21 protein-coding genes and 2 rRNA genes are annotated in these 23359 nt (G+C 43.5%); 5 read left to right on the plus strand and 18 right to left on the minus strand.

The window, feature by feature from the left end:
- The first annotated feature begins 3 nt into the window (after positions 1–3).
- Together FV185_RS08945 and mutS are read left to right on the plus strand one after the other, a co-directional pair.
- Positions 4–1236, plus strand: a complete 1233-nt coding sequence (locus FV185_RS08945) for a DUF3443 family protein (protein WP_067496700.1) — start codon at positions 4–6, stop codon at positions 1234–1236.
- Positions 1236–3800, plus strand: a complete 2565-nt coding sequence (gene mutS / locus FV185_RS08950; protein ID WP_067496703.1) for a DNA mismatch repair protein MutS — start codon at positions 1236–1238, stop codon at positions 3798–3800. The genes FV185_RS08945 and mutS overlap by 1 nt, the downstream gene beginning before the upstream one ends.
- Here the strand turns inward: mutS and FV185_RS08955 are convergent.
- Together FV185_RS08955 and FV185_RS08960 are read right to left on the minus strand one after the other, a co-directional pair.
- Positions 3797–4282, minus strand: coding sequence for an FKBP-type peptidyl-prolyl cis-trans isomerase (locus FV185_RS08955; RefSeq protein ID WP_067496706.1), 486 nt, complete (start codon positions 4280–4282; stop codon positions 3797–3799). The two genes, mutS and FV185_RS08955, sit on opposite strands and share 4 nt — an antisense overlap.
- A 2-nt stretch (positions 4283–4284) precedes the next feature.
- Positions 4285–4755: a peroxiredoxin gene (locus FV185_RS08960; protein ID WP_067496709.1), complete on the minus strand. Its 471-nt coding sequence runs from the start codon at positions 4753–4755 to the stop codon at positions 4285–4287.
- An 89-nt stretch (positions 4756–4844) separates the two neighbouring features.
- On the opposite strand from FV185_RS08960, the gene FV185_RS08965 reads away from it, so the two are divergent.
- Positions 4845–5969, plus strand: a complete 1125-nt coding sequence (locus tag FV185_RS08965; protein ID WP_067496712.1) for a cupin domain-containing protein — start codon at positions 4845–4847, stop codon at positions 5967–5969.
- Positions 5970–6021: 52 nt separating this feature from the next.
- Here FV185_RS08965 and FV185_RS09595 read toward each other — a convergent pair whose 3' ends face one another.
- From FV185_RS09595 to dapA, 4 genes are all read right to left on the minus strand, one after another.
- Complete coding sequence (locus FV185_RS09595) at positions 6022–6267, minus strand: hypothetical protein (RefSeq protein WP_156474230.1); 246 nt, start codon at positions 6265–6267, stop codon at positions 6022–6024.
- Between the two features lie 66 nt (positions 6268–6333).
- Positions 6334–7092, minus strand: a complete 759-nt coding sequence (locus tag FV185_RS08975; protein ID WP_067496718.1) for an MBL fold metallo-hydrolase — start codon at positions 7090–7092, stop codon at positions 6334–6336.
- Positions 7093–7098: 6 nt separating this feature from the next.
- Positions 7099–8280: an outer membrane protein assembly factor BamC gene (gene bamC, locus FV185_RS08980; protein ID WP_067496721.1), complete on the minus strand. Its 1182-nt coding sequence runs from the start codon at positions 8278–8280 to the stop codon at positions 7099–7101.
- Positions 8281–8313: 33 nt separating this feature from the next.
- The gene (dapA, locus tag FV185_RS08985) at positions 8314–9189 is read right to left on the minus strand and encodes a 4-hydroxy-tetrahydrodipicolinate synthase (RefSeq protein WP_067496724.1); all 876 of its coding nucleotides are present in this window, start codon (positions 9187–9189) and stop codon (positions 8314–8316) included.
- Between the two features lie 84 nt (positions 9190–9273).
- Between dapA and rfbD the strand changes: the two genes are divergently transcribed.
- Together rfbD and rfbC are read left to right on the plus strand one after the other, a co-directional pair.
- Positions 9274–10149: a dTDP-4-dehydrorhamnose reductase gene (gene rfbD / locus FV185_RS08990; protein WP_067496727.1), complete on the plus strand. Its 876-nt coding sequence runs from the start codon at positions 9274–9276 to the stop codon at positions 10147–10149.
- On the plus strand, positions 10146–10691 hold the full coding sequence (rfbC, locus tag FV185_RS08995; protein WP_067496730.1) for a dTDP-4-dehydrorhamnose 3,5-epimerase: 546 nt from the start codon (positions 10146–10148) through the stop codon (positions 10689–10691). Before rfbD ends, rfbC begins: the two co-directional genes overlap by 4 nt.
- Positions 10692–10696: 5 nt before the next feature.
- On the opposite strand, the gene FV185_RS09000 is transcribed toward rfbC, so the two are convergent.
- From FV185_RS09000 to FV185_RS09055, 12 genes are all read right to left on the minus strand, one after another.
- Complete coding sequence (locus FV185_RS09000) at positions 10697–11470, minus strand: sulfite exporter TauE/SafE family protein (protein WP_067496733.1); 774 nt, start codon at positions 11468–11470, stop codon at positions 10697–10699.
- A 3-nt stretch (positions 11471–11473) separates the two neighbouring features.
- Positions 11474–12382, minus strand: a complete 909-nt coding sequence (locus FV185_RS09005; RefSeq protein ID WP_067496736.1) for an acyltransferase domain-containing protein — start codon at positions 12380–12382, stop codon at positions 11474–11476.
- On the minus strand, positions 12373–13830 hold the full coding sequence (mdcG, locus tag FV185_RS09010) for a malonate decarboxylase holo-[acyl-carrier-protein] synthase (protein WP_331709093.1): 1458 nt from the start codon (positions 13828–13830) through the stop codon (positions 12373–12375). Before mdcG ends, FV185_RS09005 begins: the two co-directional genes overlap by 10 nt.
- 20 nt (positions 13831–13850) lie before the next feature.
- Positions 13851–14585: a biotin-independent malonate decarboxylase subunit gamma gene (locus FV185_RS09015; protein ID WP_067496742.1), complete on the minus strand. Its 735-nt coding sequence runs from the start codon at positions 14583–14585 to the stop codon at positions 13851–13853.
- Positions 14578–15474, minus strand: a complete 897-nt coding sequence (locus FV185_RS09020; protein WP_067496745.1) for a biotin-independent malonate decarboxylase subunit beta — start codon at positions 15472–15474, stop codon at positions 14578–14580. Before FV185_RS09020 ends, FV185_RS09015 begins: the two co-directional genes overlap by 8 nt.
- On the minus strand, positions 15471–15785 hold the full coding sequence (gene mdcC / locus FV185_RS09025) for a malonate decarboxylase acyl carrier protein (RefSeq protein WP_067496748.1): 315 nt from the start codon (positions 15783–15785) through the stop codon (positions 15471–15473). Before mdcC ends, FV185_RS09020 begins: the two co-directional genes overlap by 4 nt.
- Positions 15786–15788: 3 nt before the next feature.
- The gene (gene mdcA, locus FV185_RS09030) at positions 15789–17423 is read right to left on the minus strand and encodes a malonate decarboxylase subunit alpha (RefSeq protein ID WP_067496752.1); all 1635 of its coding nucleotides are present in this window, start codon (positions 17421–17423) and stop codon (positions 15789–15791) included.
- A 19-nt stretch (positions 17424–17442) separates the two neighbouring features.
- Positions 17443–18798, minus strand: coding sequence for a TRAP transporter large permease (locus FV185_RS09035; RefSeq protein WP_067496754.1), 1356 nt, complete (start codon positions 18796–18798; stop codon positions 17443–17445).
- Positions 18795–19367, minus strand: coding sequence for a TRAP transporter small permease (locus FV185_RS09040; protein ID WP_067496756.1), 573 nt, complete (start codon positions 19365–19367; stop codon positions 18795–18797). The genes FV185_RS09035 and FV185_RS09040 overlap by 4 nt, the downstream gene beginning before the upstream one ends.
- Positions 19364–20395 carry a TRAP transporter substrate-binding protein DctP gene (gene dctP / locus FV185_RS09045; RefSeq protein WP_067496758.1) on the minus strand — a complete coding sequence of 344 codons (1032 nt, stop codon included), beginning with the start codon at positions 20393–20395 and terminating at the stop codon, positions 19364–19366. Before dctP ends, FV185_RS09040 begins: the two co-directional genes overlap by 4 nt.
- Positions 20396–20553: 158 nt before the next feature.
- Positions 20554–20667 (minus strand): 5S ribosomal RNA (rrf, locus tag FV185_RS09050).
- 78 nt (positions 20668–20745) lie between these two features.
- Positions 20746–23359 (minus strand): 23S ribosomal RNA (locus tag FV185_RS09055); the annotation flags it as partial.

Here is a 23359-nt window from a genome sequence, read left to right on the forward strand (position 1 = left end):
ATTATGAAAAAATCATACTGTTGGTTATTTACCATCATATTTGTTGCTTTATTAAACGCTTGCGGAGGTGGCGGTGGTGGTGGTGGAAGCACAACTTCTGTTACACCGACAAGCGTTAGTTTAACCAATCCAGCTAGTGGCAACAATGTTGCTAATATAACGGTCAGCTCTCAGCCACAATCCTCAGGACTGCCTAATAATGTAAACATTCCTATGGTCAGCGTTACAGTTTGCCAACCAGGCTCCAACACCCAATGTCAAACAATTGATAATGTACTGGTTGACTCAGGTTCTTACGGGCTCAGAATTTTTAGCAATCAAATTACTAATTTTACTCCTAGCTTTTTACAGTCTGGGTCGAGTACGGTCACTGAATGCGTTCAATTTGCAGATGGCTACACCTATGGTCCAATCGCCAATTTGGACGTAGCAATCGCAGGGGAAAAAGCCAGCAATATTCCGGTTAATATTATGGCATCGCCAAGCTTCACTTCTACCCCAAGTGGCTGCTCAACGGGCTTACAAAGCTTACAAAGTCCAACTAGTTTTGGTTCAAATGGGGTACTGGGTATTGGTGATAATGCCAACGATGGCGCATATGGCTTATATTACTTTTGTAATGGCAATACATGTACTTATCAGAACAACGTCACTAACACTTCATCATTTGTTGTGGTGAATCCTGTATCTAAATTTGTTGTTGATAACAATGGTGTCATCATTTCAATGCCTTCTATCACCGCGGCCACAGGAAACAGCAGCGCCTCCGGACAATTAATATTTGGGATTGGAACACAATCAAATAACGCACTTCCAAGTAACGCCAACGTCATCACTCCTGATGCGAATAACTATTTTGTTACAACACTTAACGGCACAACTTACAACTCTTCATTTATAGACAGTGGTTCTAACGGACTCTTTTTTAATACTAATATCAATCTTAATCTTTGCTCACAAAACAGTAATTGGTATGGTTTTTATTGTCCTAACACAACACAAAATTTAACGGCACAAATTACATTGTCAAATAATACAACGACAGGGGTTAATTTTTCTGTTACCAGTCCGCTAAACTATCCCAATACTGCTTTTGCTTTTGATGATCTGGCAGGAACTCAACTCAACGGCAATATTTATAACAATTCTTTTGATTGGGGACTACCCTTCTTTTATGGAAAACAAGTATTTGTCAGTATTTCTAATAATCCTTATATCGCTTTTGTAAATAATTAATGACCACCCTACAGCATACTCCCATGATGGCCCAATACTGGACTATCAAAAACAATCATCCTGATTACCTATTATTTTATCGTATGGGAGACTTTTATGAGCTCTTCTATGAAGATGCAGAAAAAGCTTCTAGGCTGTTAGATATCACGTTAACTCGACGCGGACAATCAGCAGGACAACCTGTTCCGATGGCTGGCGTCCCTGTTCATGCAGCAGAGCAGTATCTAGCAAAATTAGTTCGTCTTGGTGAATCTGTGGCTATCTGCGAGCAAGTAGGGGACCCTGCCACAAGTAAAGGTCCTGTTGCCCGTGAAGTGGTAAAAATTATTACCCCAGGCACTTTAACTGACTCCTCTTTATTAGATGAAAACAAAGATACCTTACTCGCTGCTGTGTTTTTTCATGAAAATTTAATTGGTATTGCTGTTATAAATGTATTAACCGGTATGCTGACTCTAACTGAACAGTCGTTATTTGATTTATCTTCTACCATAGAGCGTATCGGTCCTGCTGAAATACTCATTTCAGAGGGACAAAAAAATTCCCATCAAGAATTACCATACTGTTTTGTAGAACGTCCTCACTTTCATTTTGATGCCGAACGCGGAAAAAAAATGCTATGCGAGCAACTTGGGACTTTCGATCTTAATGGCTTTGGCGCCCAATCCTTAGCTCTCGCACACAGTGCAGCGAGTGCACTCATTTACTATATAGAGCACACACAAAAACAAACCAATCGAATTATTCATGCCATTACTGTAGAAAACCCTACTGATTTTGTACAGATGGATCCCAATACTCGTCGTCATCTTGAACTCACAGAGACGTTGTCAGGAGACATGAGCCCCACCTTACTCTCTGTCATGGATACCTGTAAGAATCCTATGGGGAGGCGCCTATTACGTCATTGGTTACATCATCCTTTGCGTGATATAACTCAGATTAAACAGCGTCAAACTTGGATTGAGGTGTTGGTTGCTCCTGAACACTATGACAGCCTACAACAATTAAGAAAAATACTACAACATATTGCTGATATAGAAAGAATTGTAGGACGCATAGGTCTAAAACAAGCCCGCCCTCGAGATTTAAGCGCCTTAAGAGAGTCTCTTGCTCTACTTCCCTCTATTGAAGCACTTTTAATAAATTGTAATCAGTATGTATTTGGAAATTTCATTAATGCACTAAAAAACACTCCCAGTGAACCCTTAACACTATTACAACGTGCCATCAAGATTGAACCTGCTGTGTCACTTAAGGACGGCGGGGTAATCGCAGAGGGTTTTGATACAGAATTAGATGAACTGCGTCTTATTCAACACAATCAGGGAGAGTTTTTAGTTGCTCTTGAGCAACAAGAAAAAGAACGCACTAATATTCCCACGCTAAGAGTGGAATATAATCGAATTCATGGCTTTTTTATAGAAGTATCACGATCCTACTCTGATCAAGTTCCTCTTGACTATCAACGTCGGCAAACACTAAAAAACAGTGAACGCTACACCACAGAGTATTTAAGTGCTTTTGAAGAAAAAATTCTTCATGCTAATGAAAGAGCGCTTTCACGCGAGAAGTATCTTTTCGATCAGGTCATCGAAGAACTGAATAACTCTCTCTCAGCGCTTAAATCTCTCTCAGTACAACTTGCTACGGTTGATGTTATTTGCACTTTGGCTGATAGAGCAATCGCTCTCAATCTTGTTAAACCTATTATGACAACAGAGCATGAGATTCTCATCACCGAGGGACGCCATATTGTCATTGAAGGACAAGTTGAACGATTCATCGCCAACCACATTGAACTTCATACACAACGTCGTTTATTAATGATTACAGGACCTAATATGGGTGGTAAGTCCACCTACATGCGTCAATGTGCTCTGATTGCGTTATTAGCCCATGTGGGTAGTTTTGTTCCTGCCAAAAGTGCCACCATTACTCTCCTCGATCAAATTTTCACTCGCATCGGTGCCAACGATGATCTGGCCTCTGGTCGCTCTACATTTTTAGTGGAAATGTCAGAGGCTGCCACTATTCTTAATCGAGCCACTCTAAATAGCCTCGTGCTAATTGATGAAATAGGTCGTGGGACATCAACCTATGACGGACTGTCATTGGCCCATGCCATTGCCACCGATTTAGCTCAGCGTATTGGTTGTTTTACGCTGTTTGCTACTCACTATTTTGAGTTAACAGAATTAGCAACGCAACTAGAGGGAATCGTCAATGTGCACTTTGATGCCGTTGAACACGGGGAACATATTGTCTTTCTTCATACGCTAGAGGAAGGGCCTGCCTCACGCAGTTATGGTATTCAAGTGGCTCGTCTTGCAGGTATACCGAGAGACGTCATTTATCAAGCACAACGCAAACTAAACATGCTTGAAAACTTTACGCCAACAACTAAACCTACCACCCCTCATTTAGCCGTTGTAACACAACAGGATTTATTTCAAACTGATCCCATTCTTGAAGAATTAAAACAACTTAAGGTCGATGAGCTTACTGCGCGCCAAGCATTAGAGATACTCTACCGTTGGCGCGAGGAATTAGATCAGAATTAATGGTGATGACCGTGTTCACCATGGACATGACCATGAGCCAATTCTTCTTGTGAAGCTTGACGTACTTCTTCAATTTTACAACTTATAGTTAGTGTTTTTCCCACTAAAGGATGGTTCCCGTCCACCGTCACCTTGTCATCAGTAATTTCAGTGACTGTATATAAAATAGTTTCTTCCACTCCGCCGCCTTCAGGTTGCCCTTCAAACTGCATACCTACTTTAACATGTTGAGGAAATAAATTACGTGGTTCAATACGCATTAAACTCTCGTCATACTCACCAAATGCTTCATCAGGTGCCATTGTAATAGTACATTCATACCCTACGTTTTGACCTTCTAACGCTTCTTCTACAATCGGAAAAATACCGTCATATCCACCATGTAAATAACTGATGGTTGGATCGCTTTGCTCAAGCAGTGTGCCGTCAGAGTCGGTTAGTGTATAACTTAACGTCACCACAGAATCTTTACAAATTTGCATTGTTAATTTAGCTCCTTCACAAGTTTTAACACCTCTGCAATATGCTCCTTACCATGCAACGAGGCGGGTATTGCATAGCGAACTACTCCTTGGCGATCAATAATATAAGTGACTCGATCCACACAAGTTCTTTTAAAACCATCTGAGTTTTTTTCATGGAGGACGCCATAGCGTTTACATACTTCTCCATCCACATCAGATAACAACTTGGCATTTAAACCATTGGCTTCACAAAAATCCGCATGACACATCACATCATCTTGCGATACACCGATAAGTACTGCTCCTTGATCTAGAAAATCCTCTTCTCTATCACTAAAGTTGATCGCTTCATCAGCACATTGAGGCATACTATCATGCGCATAGAAAAACAGAACAACTTTATTTTTCCCTTTAAAGCGCCCCAATGACACCATTTCCATGGTCGCGTCCGGCAACTCAAATGAAGGGGCTTTCTGTCCAGTTTTCAGCATACCGCTCTCCTTGATATCAATAGAATTCTATCTAAGGCAAACTTCCCTGTATCATAAGACAACATAATCATACTGCGAGAAATAGTTTTATGGGTAATCAGGTACTTGGTTCTTTAGGTATAAAAACATTTTTACAACACTATTGGCAAAAAAAGGCCCATTTGTTTCAACAAACTGTACCAGATTTTTTAGGCTTTCTCACTGCCAAAGAAATCAAACAACTTGCCACCCAAAAAGATGTGCAATCACGCCTTGTTATTCGTCAAGGAAAAAACTATACCCTCAATCACGGTCCTTTTCGTCCCATTGATTTAAAGGGGCTAGGAAACAAAAATTGGACTCTACTCATCCAATCACTTAATCATTGGCTACCGGAAGCGGATAGTTTATTACAGGATTTTCGTTTTATTCCTTACGCTCGCCTTGACGATATCATGGTAAGTTACGCCACACCAGGAGGCGGAGTAGGCCCTCACTATGATCATTATGATGTGTTTTTATTACAAGGCTATGGAGTGAGGCGCTGGCAGATTGCCAATACAGAGGATTTAGCCATTCGTCCTAACCAATCACTTAAATTATTACAACGATTTAAAGCACAGCAAACCTGGGATTTAGAAGCGGGTGATATGTTATATCTTCCCCCTAAATGGGCGCATCATGGCATAGCGCAAACAGAATGTTTTACCTATTCAATCGGCTTTAGGGCCCCAACATATCAAGAGTGGGTTAATGCTATGCTTGATTACTTAAGGGATGAATTTCAAATTGAAGGGAATTACACTGACCCTAACTTGAAAGAACAGCGCCATCCTGCCAAATTACCAGACGAGTTAATTGATCAAGTTTACGCTATAACTCAAAAAATCAAATGGGGAAAAAAAGATATCGCCAATATGGTTGGGCGGTATTTAAGTGAACCTAAACCGCACGTATTTTTTGATCCAGAGTTTGAACCCGTATCGTTACTACAATTTAGTCAACACTGGGCCAAATACGGGCTCAGATTGGATGCAAAAACACAAATTCTTTTCCATCAGGCTCATTTTTTTATTAATGGTGAAAAACTAACTCCACCAATTAACTGTTTTCCACTATTGACCAAATTGGCTGATCATAAAATACTGTCACCTATGGAAAAAAGCAAACAACCGAAAGAGCTAACTTTACTCTTACACGAATGGTATACCCAGGGCTGGTTACATTTAGGCTAGTTGCAAAGCAACAAATTTAATTCTATAATTTTTTTATAAGATTAGTAGAATCTTATTTTAGCTCTGTTTTTTTAACTATCGATAGGAACAAAATCATGAAACGTAATCTTCTCATCGCTGCCTTATTTGCTGTTGCATTGGCTGCATGCAGCAAACCTGAAGCTCCAAAAACCGACGCTGCTGCTCCTGCACCTGCCGCTGCTCCTGCACCTGCCGCTGCTCCTGCTGCTGATGCAAACGCACCTGCAGCTGCTCCAGCCGCACCTGCTGCTGCTCCAGCTGCTGCTCCTGCAGACAAGAAGTAATTCTTATTTAGCAGATAAAAAAGCCGATCAATTGATCGGCTTTTTTTTGAGCTATACAGTCAAAGTATTACCCAACCCAATCCTTCTTCTTGCGTTGCAATAGCAAAACGTTCTTTCTCCTTAATGACCGCCATAAATAATTCTTCAACAATTTCTGGTTTATTATTGTGTTGGCTTAAGTGAGCTGCCACCACATTAGCTAATCGTTCATGATTAAGTTGTTGTAATAGGCTTACTGCTTGATCATTACTTAAATGACCAAACTCACCTTTTACGCGTGCTTTTAAATGCTGTGGATAGCGTCCTTGCACCAGCATCTGTTCATCATGATTACTTTCTATTGCTAACCCATCAAGATCACTAAGACTGACTAACATATGTTGCGTCACGTGCCCTACATCAGTAACAATCCCCAAACGATGGTTATAATCATCAAAGACAAATTGCAAAGGTTCTCTCGCATCATGAGGTACCAAAAAAGGATTAACTTGAATGTCTCCTATTACCACTGGACTATCGCTAAACAGCTCATTACAAAGATGAGAGGGAATATCGTCGCGGCAAAAAGATAGCGTACCAAAACTTGCGTAAACGGGTATATTGAAACGCTTAGCAAGACGAGCGACACCTGACATGTGATCACTGTGCTCGTGAGTAACGAGAATTGCCGTTAAGTCCTCTGCTAGTAATTCTAAACGCGCCATACGGCGTACGACTTCGTTAACAGAAAACCCGCAATCAACCATTAAGCGGGTTTTATTTGACTCAACCAGCCATGCGTTACCTTCACTACCACTTCCAAGTGAGGCGAAACGCATGGTGTATTACTGTAATTGTGCTGAAATCAACTTCAAGATTTCTTGGTTAATTGAACTCGCGACAGGCTGGTTTAATTCATTACGCACATGAACTTCGGAAGGCGTACCCACTCCCTTGGCACTCACCACCACACGATAAGTTTGCGTTTCCTTAGACTTATCATCGGAGCGCCAGAAAGCAAGGTTTTGTAAAAAGGTTTTTTTCTTAGCCAGTACACCTTCAGTATCGGTATAACGAACATAGTAAATACCAGCCTCTCTATCCCTATCTTGTACAGTGAATCCTGCACGATCAAGAGCAAGCCCCACTGATCGCCATGCTCGATCAAAAGGATCATTGACAACCAAATACTCTTCACCATTATCTGTTTTACTTAAAGTACGTTCTGCGGGTGCTTTTTGAGCAACCTGCTTATCTTCTTTAATTTCTTTATCGATAACGGGTTGCTGAACACCAAGGCTTAAGGCTAGACGACGAATAAATTCATCCTCAAGCTCAGGGTCAGAGGGACGCAGCTCCCATACAGAACTCGATGCATCATTACTTAACACCTCTTCCATCCCTTTGTGAGTAATAAAGACCTCAGTGGTGCCTGGTGTTTTACCTTGCTCAATTCGTGTTCTGAATCGATCTCTTAGTGATGAAGAATATAAATTAGTAATCACTTTACTTAGCATTCTCTGCACAAAGTCTTGCGGCATATTGGCACGGTTTTCGTTCCAATTGGTTTCCATCACCCCAATTTTTGGATCATCTGTAGTGAGGGTAAACCCATTTTTAATCCAAAAATCATGCAGTTTAGGCCATAACTGTTGAGGGGTTTGATGAATCACTAACCAACGCTGCGCTCCATCTCTTTCAATTGTCACCATGGAAGAGGTTTTAGGTAAAACTTGGGCATCCGCTGCAGACAGTGTTTCAACTGGTGTGGTCTTTTGATGTTTTTGGTATTGAGAGTAAGTCTGCCCCTCTTGCCCTGGAACGCTATAGCGATCATCTTCTTGAGCTGGAGTTAAATCAGGAGGAACCTCTAATCCTTGTTGAGGAACAGTCTTTGCATCACTTTGATAGTCAACCTTTTTGGATTTAAATAAGGTGCTGTTGGTCGTGGAGCAAGCGGATAACACGCAAACCAATAATATTAACCAACTGTGTTTTTTTTCACTTATTTTGCGTATTAAACCCATAATCTCCCTCGTAATCAAACTGGTTCAAACTAGTTACACTATGTCGGCACGGCGTAAAGCGGCGCGGATTGTGTCATGATGTTGTTCAGACAACGCTGTTAAGGGTAAGCGGATATATCCACTCATTTTCCCCATTTCAGCCAAAGCCCATTTAACAGGAATCGGATTGGCTTCAACAAACAAGTCGCGATGCAGCGCCAAAAGCTTATCATTTACTGCGCGAGCGATCTTCGTATCCCCTTGAATAGCATGGTGACATAATTGAGCCATTAAAGCGGGCGCCACATTGGCCGTTACAGAGATAACTCCGTGCCCACCCATTAGCATGAATGCAGCAGCACTGCCATCATCGCCAGTGTAACAAGCAAAATTTGCCGGGACACGAGAAAAAAGATCACTGGCCCGATATAAGTCAGCGGTTGCATCTTTAATACCAACAATATTGGAAATTACAGACAATTTGATGACAGTATCATTGGCTAAATCAGCAACGGTGCGTCCCGGTACATTGTAAAGAATAATTGGAATAGATACCGCTTCGGCAATAGCTTTAAAGTGTTCGTACATCCCCTGCTGAGTAGGTTTGTTGTAATAAGGAACAACGGATAAACTATAATCAGCACCGACACTTTCAGCGTAACGAGTTAATTCAATGGCTTCAGCTGTTGAATTAGCGCCTGTACCTGCTATAACAGCCACACGACCACGAGTATATTTGACTGTGGCTGCAATTAATTCTTTATGTTCTTCCACAGATACCGTCGGTGACTCGCCTGTGGTTCCAACAATCACAATTCCTGCTGTGCCTGATTCAATATGCCATTCAATCAATGACTCTAGCGCAGCAAAGTCTAACTCACCATTGTCTTTCATGGGAGTCACAATGGCCACAAGACTACCTTGTAACATACGTCTAATTCCCAAACATAAAAGTTCAATTCTACACTAAAATAGGTATGATTCAGTTCTTACTTCTTTATTTAATAATCGACTATGAAAATCCTCATCACAGGTGCCAATGGACAATTGGCTACGAGTCTTATTGCCCACCTAGCTCCCTTAGGGGCCGTTGTGGCTTTAACCCGCCAAGAGTTTGATTTATGTCATTGGGAAGAAAGCGTTGCCACACTGACGCGGCTGCAACCTGACTTAATTGTCAATGCCGCTGCTTATACGGCTGTAGACCGGGCTGAAGAAGAACAGGATCTGGCTTTTCAAATCAATGGTATAGCCCCAACCCGTATGGCAGAGTATTGTCAAAACAATCACTGTGCACTCATTCATTACTCTACTGACTATGTATTTAATGGCCAGCAAAACACCCCTTATCGAGAACAAGACCCCACTGATCCAATCAATGTATATGGGCAAAGTAAACGCCAGGGAGAAGTTGGGATACTAGAGAGTAACTGTGCTGCCTTAATATTCAGAACAAGTTGGGTATACAGTCTTGTCGGGCGCAATTTTTTAAACACTATGTTAAAGCTTGGTTTAGAGCGCGATGAACTACGAATTATTGATGACCAACGTGGCAGTCCTACTTACACTGAGTCTATTGCTGAAGCCACAGCCTTAATTCTGAGTCAAAAACCCGCCCACCAATCTATCGTGAATTATTTAGACCAATACCGTGGCATTTATCATATGACCAATCAATCTGATACCACATGGTATGGTTTTGCCCAGGCTATTTTTGCTTTGCGTCCTACACGGGCACGATTAACTGCTATTACAACAGATCAGTATCCTACTCCAGCCCAACGCCCGCACATGAGCTGTCTTGATAATAGTAAGTTAAAACAGACCTTTGACATAACGCTTCCTCATTGGCATGATGCCCTTGTAGCTTGCTTAACTCAATCATTATGAAAATTATACCTACTGCAATTAACGATGTATTGATCATTGAACCCACTGTATACGGGGACGACCGCGGCTTTTTCTTTGAAAGTTTTAACCAAAGAGTGTTTGAGCAGTTAACAGGTGTCAAAGAATCCTTCGTGCAAGACAACCACTCCTCATCTGTACGGGGTGTATTAAGGGGATTACATTATCAACATCAATTTCCTCAGGGGAAGTTAGTACGTGTCATTGAAGGAGAGGTCTTTGATGTGGCAGTGGATTTACGACAACATTCACCCCATTTTGGTCAGTGGGTTGGGGTAAATTTATCAGCAAGTAACAAACAAATGCTGTGGATTCCAAAGGGCTTTGCTCATGGTTTTGTCACGCTAAGTGAACGCGCTCAATTTTTATACAAAACCACTGATTACTGGCATCCTGAAGATGAGAACGCCATTCAATGGAACGATACAACTTTAAATATTTCCTGGCCCATCGATAATCCACCTACACTTTCAAAAAAAGACAGTCTGGGTGTGGCCTTTGACAAAGCCCTTTATTATCCATAACAGCGCTAGCGTAGAAAAAGCCACAGGGTTAATACTAAACCAATCACAACCACATAGGTTTTTAACCAACGGTTAGGGATATGTTGAATTAACCATGCGCCAATCCAAGAACCACCCAAGGCCCCAATAGCAAGAGCGATGGCGATAGGCCAGTTTACTCGCGCTGACAAACTATAAATCACAAAAGACATGGAAGTGATTGCCACCACCAAGACATTTTTTGTGGCGATAGCGCGTCTTGCCTCAAGACCACTCATGGTTAATGCAGCAAGCATTAAAAAACCAATCCCAGCTGCAAAATATCCCCCATAAACAGCAATTAAACTTTGCGAAAACAGTAACCGCTTTTCAATTACTTGGCGTTTTTCTTCCTCATGAATACCAGGCCCTGCTAATACCGGATTTGGTCGCATCAGTGAACCCCATGCAAATAAGACGGTTGCAAAAAGAGTTAACCAAGGGACCAGATGACTAAATATTTTAGAGGGCGTGATACTCAATAAAATAGATCCTGTACAGCCACCTAATACGCTAATAATCAGTAACTTTTTTAATGACAGTGTATGTACTCCGGAGGCAAGCTGTCGGCTAACATGAGCTGAACTCAATTGATTAGGAAACAGCCCCATCGCTGCAGTCATACTCGCTGTAACTGGATCAAGACCAATTAACAACAGTACGGGAAAAATAATAAATGTCCCACCCCCTGCCATAAAATTTTGTGCTCCGGTATACACTCCCAACAGCACCACCCCAATTAACACTGACATCGGCTCCATGGACTAACCCCAACGTTGTAACCAATCAAGTACAGCCTCGTCATGACTAAATTCGTCTATTGAACGTGCCATAATAGAAGAATCCAATTCACGAATCATTTTAGCTAACGCATTTCCAGGTCCTATTTCCAATACCACATCAGGACGATACTCACTAATTACTGACAAACAGTGTTGCCAATTTAATGTATGGCATGTTTGATAGCAAAATGCGCGAGCCAACTCCTCGGGCGAACTCATTACCGATGCACTCCCTCCAGCCAACAATGGGATAGTAGGTATGGACCATGGCAATGTAGATAAATACTCAAATAGCGATTGTTCGACAGTGTGTAAGAGTGGGGTATGTGATGGAATACTAATTGGCAACCAGCGCATAACATCTGACTTTGTTAACACCTGCTGTTCAAATGCCAATAAATGCTTATGTAACCCTGCAATCACTGCTCCACCATGAGGCAGACGAATTGCCTCATACACATGATGCTGAATCATTGCCTTCTGAATCCACTGATCATCACTGTGTTCTAAATAAGCCATGGCACAGGTGCCAATACTTCCTACTGCACTATCCATTAAGTGTGCTCGGGTACGTGCTATTTGTAAGGCCGCGATATCACTCCATACCCCCGCGGCATAATAGGAAGCAGTTTCTCCTGCGGAGTAACCTGCTATGAGTAGTGGCGCGTGAGTGAGTTGACGACTAAAGCGTTGCCAACGTGATAATTGAATGGCAGTAATGAGTGGTTGCGCAATGCTATTCACTGATAATTCTTTTTCACTAAGGGATGAATGGCTAAAAAGTGGCTCATAAAGTAGCGCTTTATACTCTTCATGTACGGTCAACTGTAATTCTTCATAATGGGTTGATTGCTGGGCGCCTTGTCCACTAAACATGACCACTAAACGCATAGTAATTCTCGCGTATTCATAGAGCCGGTTTGACTATGTACGTCACTGTCTGTGGCATAGTTATTGAGCGCCATGATAAATGCCAACAAATCAGCACTACCACCTGGACTTAATTTATTGTTAATCATGCGATAATGAAAAGCTAACCACCTTGCCCATACTTTACTGTTTGTCATTGGTCCCATCTTCAAAATGTATCGGGCTTCTTCTTGCACCGCCATTAATGCTCCCTCTCCACCGCGCCATAAAATAGTTGAATCATCCACATACGCGATTAAAAACAATAAGGTACGCGATCGTGCGTAAAACTCATGATCTTGTGCTAGAGCTTGACGATAAAAAGGGAGCGCGTCATTAACCACAAAAGCATATCCAGACAAGGCCATCTCGAGAGCCCCTGGTCTATGCCATTGTTTAAATACCAATTGTCCATGACTATTTAGTGCGCGCGTTTGCATTTGGTGTCTTGTTAATTCCTCTCCCCACAGCTCTAAAATTCTGGCACATATTTTTTGAGCAGTAGTAGCAGGTTGAGAGGCGCGCGCAGCAAGTAACAATCCCAAATGAAAAATCCCACCGCGATGGGTATTCACTCCAGCAGTTCTTGCCAGCATCTTGTTTTCAGCTACTATACCTTGCTCTCTTAACTTATCAAAGGGAGCCTGTTGTTGGCCAAGATCAATAATGGCTAAAAAATAATGGCGTAGAGCAAAGACACTTCGCCATAACAAGTGCATGTCCATATCATGGTGAGATCCCGTATCAAGTGGATTGACCAAACCGGGCTTTGGACATAAACGTAATTCATCATATAGCGCTGTTAGGGTAATTTTTGCTAACCGTATACGCTCTTGCCCTACCCTACTTGCTAAACTACTACGCTCCACCAATTTAACCTCATTGATTGATTTCACCAGACATTGTTTAAACTTGATTTCAGCATATTCTCGCCACGGAACATCTGTGTCTAACCAACGAATTTCTCCATCAATCATGGGCTTGGGATAAACACGGGTAAGCTCAATCAGCTCTGCTAAAAACCCATCAACTTGGGAACGTTTAGATGGGACAAACAAGAGATCGACATCACTCTTCTCTCTAAATAGGTCATGCGCCAATAGTGGTGCATAAGCCGCGGCGCCAAAAACACGAACTATTATGTGATACTGTTCGGCTAACCGAATAACTGTATTGAGGGGTTCTTGCCAAGACGGCGGAACATACTTAACGACATTCTTTAATAGAGGTGGTGCTTGATAGTTCTTTATGTATGACCAAGGAACACTAATAGAAATACGTTTTTTATCCCCAGCGGTATAAAGACTTACTCCTAGCACACATTGTGTCGTATCTGATTGACGTGTTACCCAAAAAGGACGCCCTGTCTTATGCCAATTGATCACCCATGGCGATTCTGTAACTGGAGTGATGGAACACGCTTCATCTATGGTTTTTTAAAAAAACCAAATCATGTCTTTGTAGAGGAAGTGGTAGCATGTATTACTCGTTTGGCCACTGACGATGCCAGCTTTCTTCCTTGTCGCTCTAACCCAAGCTGGGGCCGTTGATCCTCAGTTGATCCATGTAACTCTTTCAGTAAGCACTCTTCCCAATTATCCTCAAGCCTCCAGATTTCATGAATACCACCCATACGCCAATAATTTTCGGGGCCAGGAGCAAACACAGGAGAATGTTGAGCAAGCTCTGTTAGACGAGTGTAATCAATACGAGTGATTCTCGACATGGCTCGTAAATCCATGACGCGCACTTCCACTTGCGGTAGAGCAATAATACGGTCAGCCAACAAACCAAAGGCAAGAAAACCACCCGACACAGCTTCTCCATGGATTAATGTAATCAGCCGATGTCCCTTGATACGGGCCGCTTCAACACAACGTGCAAGATGGGCAAAATAGCCATTTAATCCTAATAATTCCTCACGTCTTGATAACTCTTGTCCTTGCGTATCAGCGATCATCACAATAGGTAAAGGATGACTCTGATCTTGTTCAATACAGTTAAGAATTAACTGAGACAAATCTAAAGCAATCTTAGAGTTCACTGCCACATGATTAGTGGTTCCAATAACATGCACCGTCCCCTCTCGTGTTTGCCCCACACCAGAGAGAGTGTTACCTGTTACTTGTATATCAAACCCTGACGGGAATAAACGTGCCCAAAGAGAGGTTAAGAGATCAGTCATGGGTTGTCTCCGCCAATTGTTGATTAAATTGGGCAACACTCATTAGCGATACCTCATCACGGCCCAACCCCATACTTGCCCATACTTCGCTACCCTCGCGTATATGAGCGGGCATCAGCGAGCGATTAAGTAAGTCCTGTTGTTGCCTCATCAACTCATCTACTGCAAAGCTTTTTTTCTTAACCCCATCCACAATCAAACCTTCTAATGCCGCTCTGAAAGAAGGAATGCTATCCTCTACCAGCACTTGAGCTTCGTTAAGAGTACGACGAATTTTGCCACCGGTGACACGCCATACTAATGCGCGGTCTTTAGCATCAAACTCGTCGACTCCTTTAACAGTCTCAATGACTTCTGGGCCAGATAAACCCATTCGTCCTTCCTCAGACATAACAATCACATCACACAAGCGCGTCACAATACCCATTCCGCCAAAGGCACCGCAACTGCCGCCCACTAAAGCAATGACTGGAATACCCGCTTGTTGTACACTAAAGAGTGCGCGCATGATCTCGGAAATGGCAATCAATCCAGCATTGGCTTCATGTAAACGCACACCACCTGAATCAACAGCGAACACCACATAATCCACAGAAGTAGTGACCGCCCTTAATAAAGCGCCACGGATTTTAGCACCATGTACCTCACCTACAGCGCCACCATTGAAGAGTCCCTCCTGGGCAATCATAACGGCTTTTCTGCTCATTATGGTTCCTTCACCGACAACAACTCCATCATCAAAGGAGAGAGGCGCACCCAATGCTTCCAGGTGAGGACTGGTAAGTCGTTCCACAGGACCCAACCATTCGTTAAAACTACCTAAGTCACACAGACCACTAATTCGCTGCCTAGCTGAGGCTTCTCGATAACTGCGTTTGAGTGAGTTCATGATGGTTGACACCAATTTTGAAAAGCTTGATCCAAACGCAAACTAACTACTGCAGGTGTTGCCCCGGCATCATTGATAGCAAAGGACAACCCTCCCACAGGGTGGCGTTGCGCAAAATCATGTAATACCGCTTGCCAGACCTCAGTAAAACCATGGGCAGCTGTCTCTACGTCAAAGAATGCATGAGTGTGGTCAGTATGAGTTTCAACTAATATCTCTAAGTTACCAGAAGCCACCACGCCACATAATATCGATGCGGCAAGAGAGTGGGGGTGCGGTTGAGATGGGCATGAAAGAGTAATGTGTTCCATAAATCACCAGTTTCTAAAACGTTTCGGAGGTTGATAGAGTCCGTGTGACGCAATGACTAAGTCCTTAATGGACCTTGCTGCAAGCCAATCACGATTGGCTTGCGCGGCATTGATACCGATATCTTGAGGGCGTTGAATGACACCACGATCACGTAAGTTTTCCACCATCCGATGATCTCTTTTCATACCCACAGGGGTATAGCCTGCGACACCACGAATAGCGTGCTCACGTTCTTCAAGATTACGCGTTAACAATAAGTTAGCTATTCCCTCTTCAGTGATCACATGGGTAACATCGTCGCCATAGATCATAATTGGTGGCAATGCCATGGCCATGTCATCCATTAATTGCCAGGCGTCCAAGCGTTCAACAAAAGTAGGTTGGTTCGGGGCTTGCCATGTTTCAAACATTTGTACTACTAATTTTTGTCCGCGAATGAGTGGCGCATCTCCTGCTTTTTGCTGCCCCGCCTTAAGCCATGCATGACTTGCATGGCGTCTACCTCTGGCATCAGAGCCCATATTTGGCGCTCCACCAAAACCGGTAATTCTCCCTAGCGTGGCAGTTGAACTATTAGCCTGTAAATCCATTTGTAGGGTTGAGCCTATAAATAAGTCACAGCCATATAAGCCAGCGGTTTGACAAAAGGCTCGATTCGAGCGCATTGACCCATCTCGCCCGGTAAAAAACACATCAGGGCGGGCTTTGATATAGTTTTCCATACCCACTTCTGAACCAAAACTATGAATACTTTTTACAAACCCAGCTTCAATGGCGGGAATTAGTGTAGGATGCGGATTAAGTGCCCAGTGCTGGCAAATTTTTCCACGCAAACCAAGCTCAGTGGCATAAGTGGGTAACAATAATTCAATCGCTGCCGTATCAAAGCCAATACCATGGTTCAAACGTTGAATGTGATAGGGAGCATAAATTCCTTTGATCGCCATCATCGCCATTAATACTTGAACTTCAGTAATATGTTGAGGATCTCGCGTAAATAAGGGCTCCACATAACTAGGACGTGGTGCTTTGACACAAATATCTACCCAATCGCGCGGTATATCAATACGTGGTACCTGTTCGACAATCTCATCCACCTGCACAATGACAATACCACTTTTAAATGCAGTGGCTTCAATAATGACAGGGGTGTCTTCTGTATTAGGACCTAAATATAAATTCCCCTCACGATCAGCACTTGCAGCTGCAACCAAACAAATATGGGGAGTTAAATCAATAAAATATCGACCGAATAATTCAAGATAAGTGTGTATTGCTCCAATCTCAATTTTCTTGTTAGTAACAAGACGAGCTAATTGATGTGATTGTGGCCCTGAAAAAGAAAAATCAACTTTTTTAGCAATACCTTTTTCAAATAACGCAATATGACTGGGTAAGGCTAAAACAGACTGCACAATATGTAAGTCATGCACTTTATCAGGCTGACACCGACTTAATGCGTCAGCAAGAAAGTCAGCTTGCTTTTGGTTGTTTCCTTCGAGGCATACACGGTCTCCCGGTTCACAGAGTGCCTCAAGTACCTCGGTAATCTGTCCCGCCTCAATCCACTTACCTTGAAGCCAGCTTTTTATACGCGCTAAACGCTCTTGTCTTTTTTGTAACTGTGAGTCCCACATATTCAATGCTTTATACCTATTAGGAGAGAGCCATACCCAACATAGAATTAGGTATTGCAGACACAATCGCCGGAAAAACAGATAACAATATCAAAGATAAAATCATCAATATAATAAATGGCAACACACCCCACACCACCTCTTTAAGCGGAATATCTGGGGCAACACTTTTGATAACAAATAAATTGAGCCCCACTGGCGGATGAATTAACCCCATCTCCATGACGATGGTCATCATCACACCAAACCAAATCAAATCAAATCCCGCTGCTTTAAGCGGCGGCAGAATAATCGGAGAGGTCATTAAAATAATAGAGACTGGAGGTAAGAAAAAACCTAATACGACAATAAAAACCAAAATAGCAATCAATAAAAACCATTTTGATAAATGTAAACCCACTACCCACTGCGCGGCTGATTGGCTGATTTGCAAGTAGCTCATGACATAAGAATAGAGTAGTGACATACCGACAATTAACATCAGCATACTGGATTCTTTAAGTGTTGCACCTAGAATCGGGGAGAGATCGCGAGGACGCCATACACGATAAATAATAAAAATAAGTAGCAGTGCTAGTACGCCCCCTAACCCTGCTGTTTCAGAGGGGGTGGCATACCCACCATAAAGGGCAATCATGACACCAATTAATAAAATCACAAAAGGCAGAATACGCGGTAACATCGCTGTTTTTTGTTTCAGCGTAAGTACTTCATTATCAAGATAAGCTGATTTCACTCCACCTGACTGATAAATACGAAGTGCTTCTCGGTATTCTTTTTTATAATTCCAAGCAGCATAGATTGAAAACAAGACAACCAACAATAAGCCTGGCCCCAGTGCTCCTAAAAACAAACGCCCTAAAGACACTTCTGCTGCCACTGAATACAAGATCATGGTAACTGAAGGCGGTAAAAGAATCCCTAAGGTTCCTCCAGCTGCTATAACACCGGCAGCAAATCGGGATGAATAGCCACGTGCCCGCATTTCAGGAATACCCGCACTGCCGATTGCAGAGCAGGTTGCAGGACTAGATCCTGCCATGGCAGCAAACAAGGCGCAAGCAAGAATATTGGCTATTCCAAGGCCACCAGGAACACGCCCAAGCCAGGCATGAATAGCCGAATACAAATCAGCCCCTGCACGAGATTTACCAATTGCTGAACCTTTTAATATAAACAAAGGAATAGACAACAAAGTGATACTCGACATTTCATCATAAACGTTTTGTGACACAGTATCTAATGAGGAGTGAGGCATAAAAATCAGCATAAATGTAAGTGCTACTGCACCTAAAGCAAAGGCAATAGGAACACCTAACAACATGACAAATAGCGTTGCAAAACCATATAAAATCCCTATCCATTCAACACTCATTGATTCGCTCCATATGGCTTTGTCCAACCTGATAATACTTGTAGTAATAATTGCAAATTCAACAACATCATTCCTATGCTCATTAAGCCATAAGGAATCCACAAAGGTGGCCCCCACACTGAGGCTGTGGTCATTCCCTGTTGATACGCATCAAGTAATAATGCAAAAGATTTCCAAGTAAAAAAACTAATAAATGCCAATGAAATCACATCACATAACCACAAACGAATACGGTTCACTTTACTTGATAACAAACCAGCAACGGCTTCAATCGCCACATGCCCTCGTTGTCCTTGTACCGCACCAGATGAAATAAATATCGCACCCACGAGTAAAAAGATAGACGTTTCATCTTGCCAGTCAGTGGGGATTTTGAGGAAATAACGAAGCACTACACTGGAAGTTAATACCAGACAAGCAGCTACTAAAGCGAGCATTGAGAGCCATGATAGCGTTCGGTGAATCCAAGATAAACCTATTGATAATCCACGCAACACCCTGATATTAGGGTGTTGCACAAATCCAAGAGGTATATAAGGATTAGTGGGGTTATCGTGACCGTGACTCACACTAGTTTTTCCGCTGCTTTAAGTAATTTTGCACAAGAAGCGCTACGGTTAGCAAAATCCTGCCAAGCTGTTCTTCTTGCGATATCTTGCCAACGCGCAACTGTAGCTTGGTTCATATCGTGGGCATGACCGCCAGCCTTAATATAAACTTGCGCTACTTTTTCATCATCTGTTTTACAAGCATCGAGTGCAAATTTTTCCATTTGCGCTCCAACTTTCATAATAAGATCTTGTTCGGGTTTACCTAAACGATTGAATACATCACGTGAAATCATTAATGGCTCAAACATAAACCAATAGGTTTTATCTCGTCCCGTGGTTAATTCTTTTGCTACCTCTTCGAGACGGAATGACATTAAGCTTGTACTTGATGTCATCGCAGCATCCAATGCTCCCGTTTGCATTGAGGCGTAGATTTCATTGGAAGGAACACTCATAACTGAAGCACCTGCCTCTTTTAAGATTAGTTCCATACCGCGACTACCACCACGTACTTTTAAACCCTTAACATCAGAGGGCTCAATAATAGCTTTATTACGGCTTGCAACGCCACCGGCTTGCCACACCCAACTTACTAATAAAATTCCTTTGCTCTCTAACACGTCATAAAGCATCTTGCCCGCTTCAGAGGTTTTAAACTGAACACCTTTTTCGTAGGAAGTAATAATACCTGGCATTAAGCCAATATTGGTTTCAGGTACTTGACCTCCTGCATAATCAAGAGGAACTAATGACATATCTAGAGCACCGTGACGCATAGCATCAAATTGAGCCTTGGTCTTCATCAAAGAGGAGTTGGCATAAACCACCGCCTTTAATGCACCATGACTTTGTTTGTCTAACTCAAGTGCAAACTGACGGCATAATCTGTCTCTAAAATCACCGGAAGTTAGTGTCCCACCAGGAAATTGATGAGAAATTCTTAACTCAGTTGCGGCATTGGCCAAAGGACTCATACCTAAAAGCGATGCGGCGGGGAGCATTGACATACCCTGGATTAAACGTCTTCTTTGTATATTTATAGTCATTATTTCCTCCTAATATAAAATCCTCTTGCAAGATAACGTCTCAGTTATGAAACTGTCAATGTTGCATATCAAAATTAAACAAAAAAAGAAATAAAAAGAATGAAAAGAAGGTCTAGAAATAAAAAAACCCCTGATTAAGGGGTTTTTTTGAGTAGGGAGTCTGGCGGTGACCTACTTTCGCATGGGCAATCCACACTATCATCGGCGCGGTCTCGTTTCACGGCCCTGTTCGAGATGGGAAGGGGTGGGTCCAAGACGCTATAGCCGCCAAACAAAGCTTAGTCGGTGTCTTCAACTACCAAGAAGAAGTAAATATAAGGTAAATTCACACAGAAGATGTCTGTGATTATAGGATCAAGCCTCACGGTCAATTAGTATCGGTTAGCTTAACACATTACTGCGCTTCCACACCCGACCTATCAACGTCCTGGTCTCGAACGAACCTTTAGGAGGGTTAAACCCTCAGGGAAGTCTCATCTTGAGGCAAGTTTCCCGCTTAGATGCTTTCAGCGGTTATCTCTTCCGAACTTAGCTACCCGGCAATACGACTGGCGTCATAACCGGTACACCAGAGGTTCGTCCACTCCGGTCCTCTCGTACTAGGAGCAGCCCCCCTCAAACTTCCAACGCCCACTGCAGATAGGGACCAAACTGTCTCACGACGTTTTAAACCCAGCTCACGTACCACTTTAAATGGCGAACAGCCATACCCTTGGGACCGGCTACAGCCCCAGGATGTGATGAGCCGACATCGAGGTGCCAAACTCCCCCGTCGATATGAACTCTTGGGAGGAATCAGCCTGTTATCCCCAGCGTACCTTTTATCCGTTGAGCGATGGCCCTTCCATTCAGAACCACCGGATCACTATGACCTGCTTTCGCACCTGCTCGACTTGTCAGTCTCGCAGTTAAGCATCCTTATGCCATTGCACTATCAGTACGATGTCCGACCGTACCTAGGATACCTTCGCACTCCTCCGTTACTCTTTGGGAGGAGACCGCCCCAGTCAAACTGCCTACCATACACGGTCCCCGATCCAGTTAATGGACCTAGGTTAGAACCTCAATAACATCAGGGTGGTATTTCAAGGTCGGCTCCAGCACACCTAGCGGCATGCTCTCAACGCCTCCCACCTATCCTACACAAATCTCATCAAAGTCCAATGTAAAGCTACAGTAAAGGTGCATGGGGTCTTTCCGTCTAGCAGCGGGGAGATTGCATCTTCACAAACACTTCAACTTCGCTGAGTCTCGGGTGGAGACAGTGTGGCCATCGTTACGCCATTCGTGCGGGTCGGAACTTACCCGACAAGGAATTTCGCTACCTTAGGACCGTTATAGTTACGGCCGCCGTTTACTGGGGCTTCGATCAAGAGCTTGCACCCCATCACTTAACCTTCCAGCACCGGGCAGGCGTCACACCCTATACGTCCACTTTCGTGTTTGCAGAGTGCTGTGTTTTTATTAAACAGTCGCAGCCACCATTTCACTGCAACCCCTTACTGCTCCAGTCGCAAGGACCTTCACATCATCGGGGCGCACCTTATCCCGAAGTTACGGTGCTAATTTGCCGAGTTCCTTCACCCGAGTTCTCTCAAGCGCCTTAGAATTCTCATCCTACCCACCTGTGTCGGTTTGCGGTACGGTCTTCGTGAAACTATCGCTTAGAGGCTTTTCTTGGAAGCTTGGTATCAGCAACTTCATAGTCTAAGACTACTCGTCATCACGCCTCGACATTAACCCCCCGGATTTACCTAAGAGATCTGCCTACACGCTTAAACCAGGACATCCAACACCCGGCTTGCCTAACCTTCTCCGTCCCCCCTTCGCATTCCACAAAGGTATCGGAATATTAACCGATTTCCCATCAGCTACGCTTCTCAGCCTCGCCTTAGGGGCCGACTCACCCTGCGCCGATGAACGTTGCGCAGGAAACCTTGGGTTTTCGGCGAGCGGGCCTTTCACCCGCTTTATCGCTACTCATGTCAGCATTCGCACTTCAGATACCTCCAGCAAGGTTCACACCTCACCTTCTCAGGCCTACTGAACGCTCTCCTACCATATCATTACTGATATCCCTAGCTTCGGTGCATGGTTTGAGCCCCGTTACATCTTCCGCGCAGGACGACTCGATCAGTGAGCTATTACGCTTTCTTTAAAGGATGGCTGCTTCTAAGCCAACTTCCTGACTGTCTTCGCCTTCCCACTTCGTTCTCCACTTAACCACGTCTTGGGGACCTTAGCTGAGGGTCTGGGTTGTTTCCCTCTCGACACCGGACGTTAGCACCCGGTGTCTGTCTCCCACGCTCACACTTTCCAGTATTCGGAGTTTGCCTTGGTTTGGTAGATCTAAACGACCCCCTAGCCAAAACAGTGCTCTACCCCCAGAAGTGATACGTGAGGCACTACCTAAATAGTTTTCGGAGAGAACCAGCTATTTCCAGATTTGTTAAGCCTTTCACCCCTATCCACAGCTCATCCCCTAGTTTTTCAACACTAGTGGGTTCGGTCCTCCAACAGGTATTACCCTGCCTTCAACCTGGCCATGAATAGCTCATCTGGTTTCGGGTCTACACCCTGCGACTATTCGCCCTATTCAGACTCGCTTTCGCTACGCCTCCCCTATTCGGTTAAGCTTGCCACAGAATGTAAGTCGCTGACCCATTATACAAAAGGTACGCAGTCACCCCTTTCGAGGCTCCCACTGTTTGTATGCATGCGGTTTCAGGTTCTATTTCACTCCCCTCCCGGGGTTCTTTTCGCCTTTCCCTCACGGTACTGGTTCACTATCGGTCGATTACGAGTATTTAGCCTTGGAGGATGGTCCCCCCATCTTCAGACAGGATTCCACGTGTCCCGCCCTACTTGTCGCAACCCCAGTTCCACCACTAATCCTTCGCGTACGGGACTATCACCCACTATGGTCGGACTTTCCATTCCGTTCCGCTAAATTAATGGCTAAAT

The sequence above is a fragment of the Ferrovum sp. PN-J185 genome (assembly GCF_001581925.1).
In the GTDB taxonomy this organism is placed as follows: Bacteria; Pseudomonadota; Gammaproteobacteria; order Burkholderiales; family Ferrovaceae; genus PN-J185.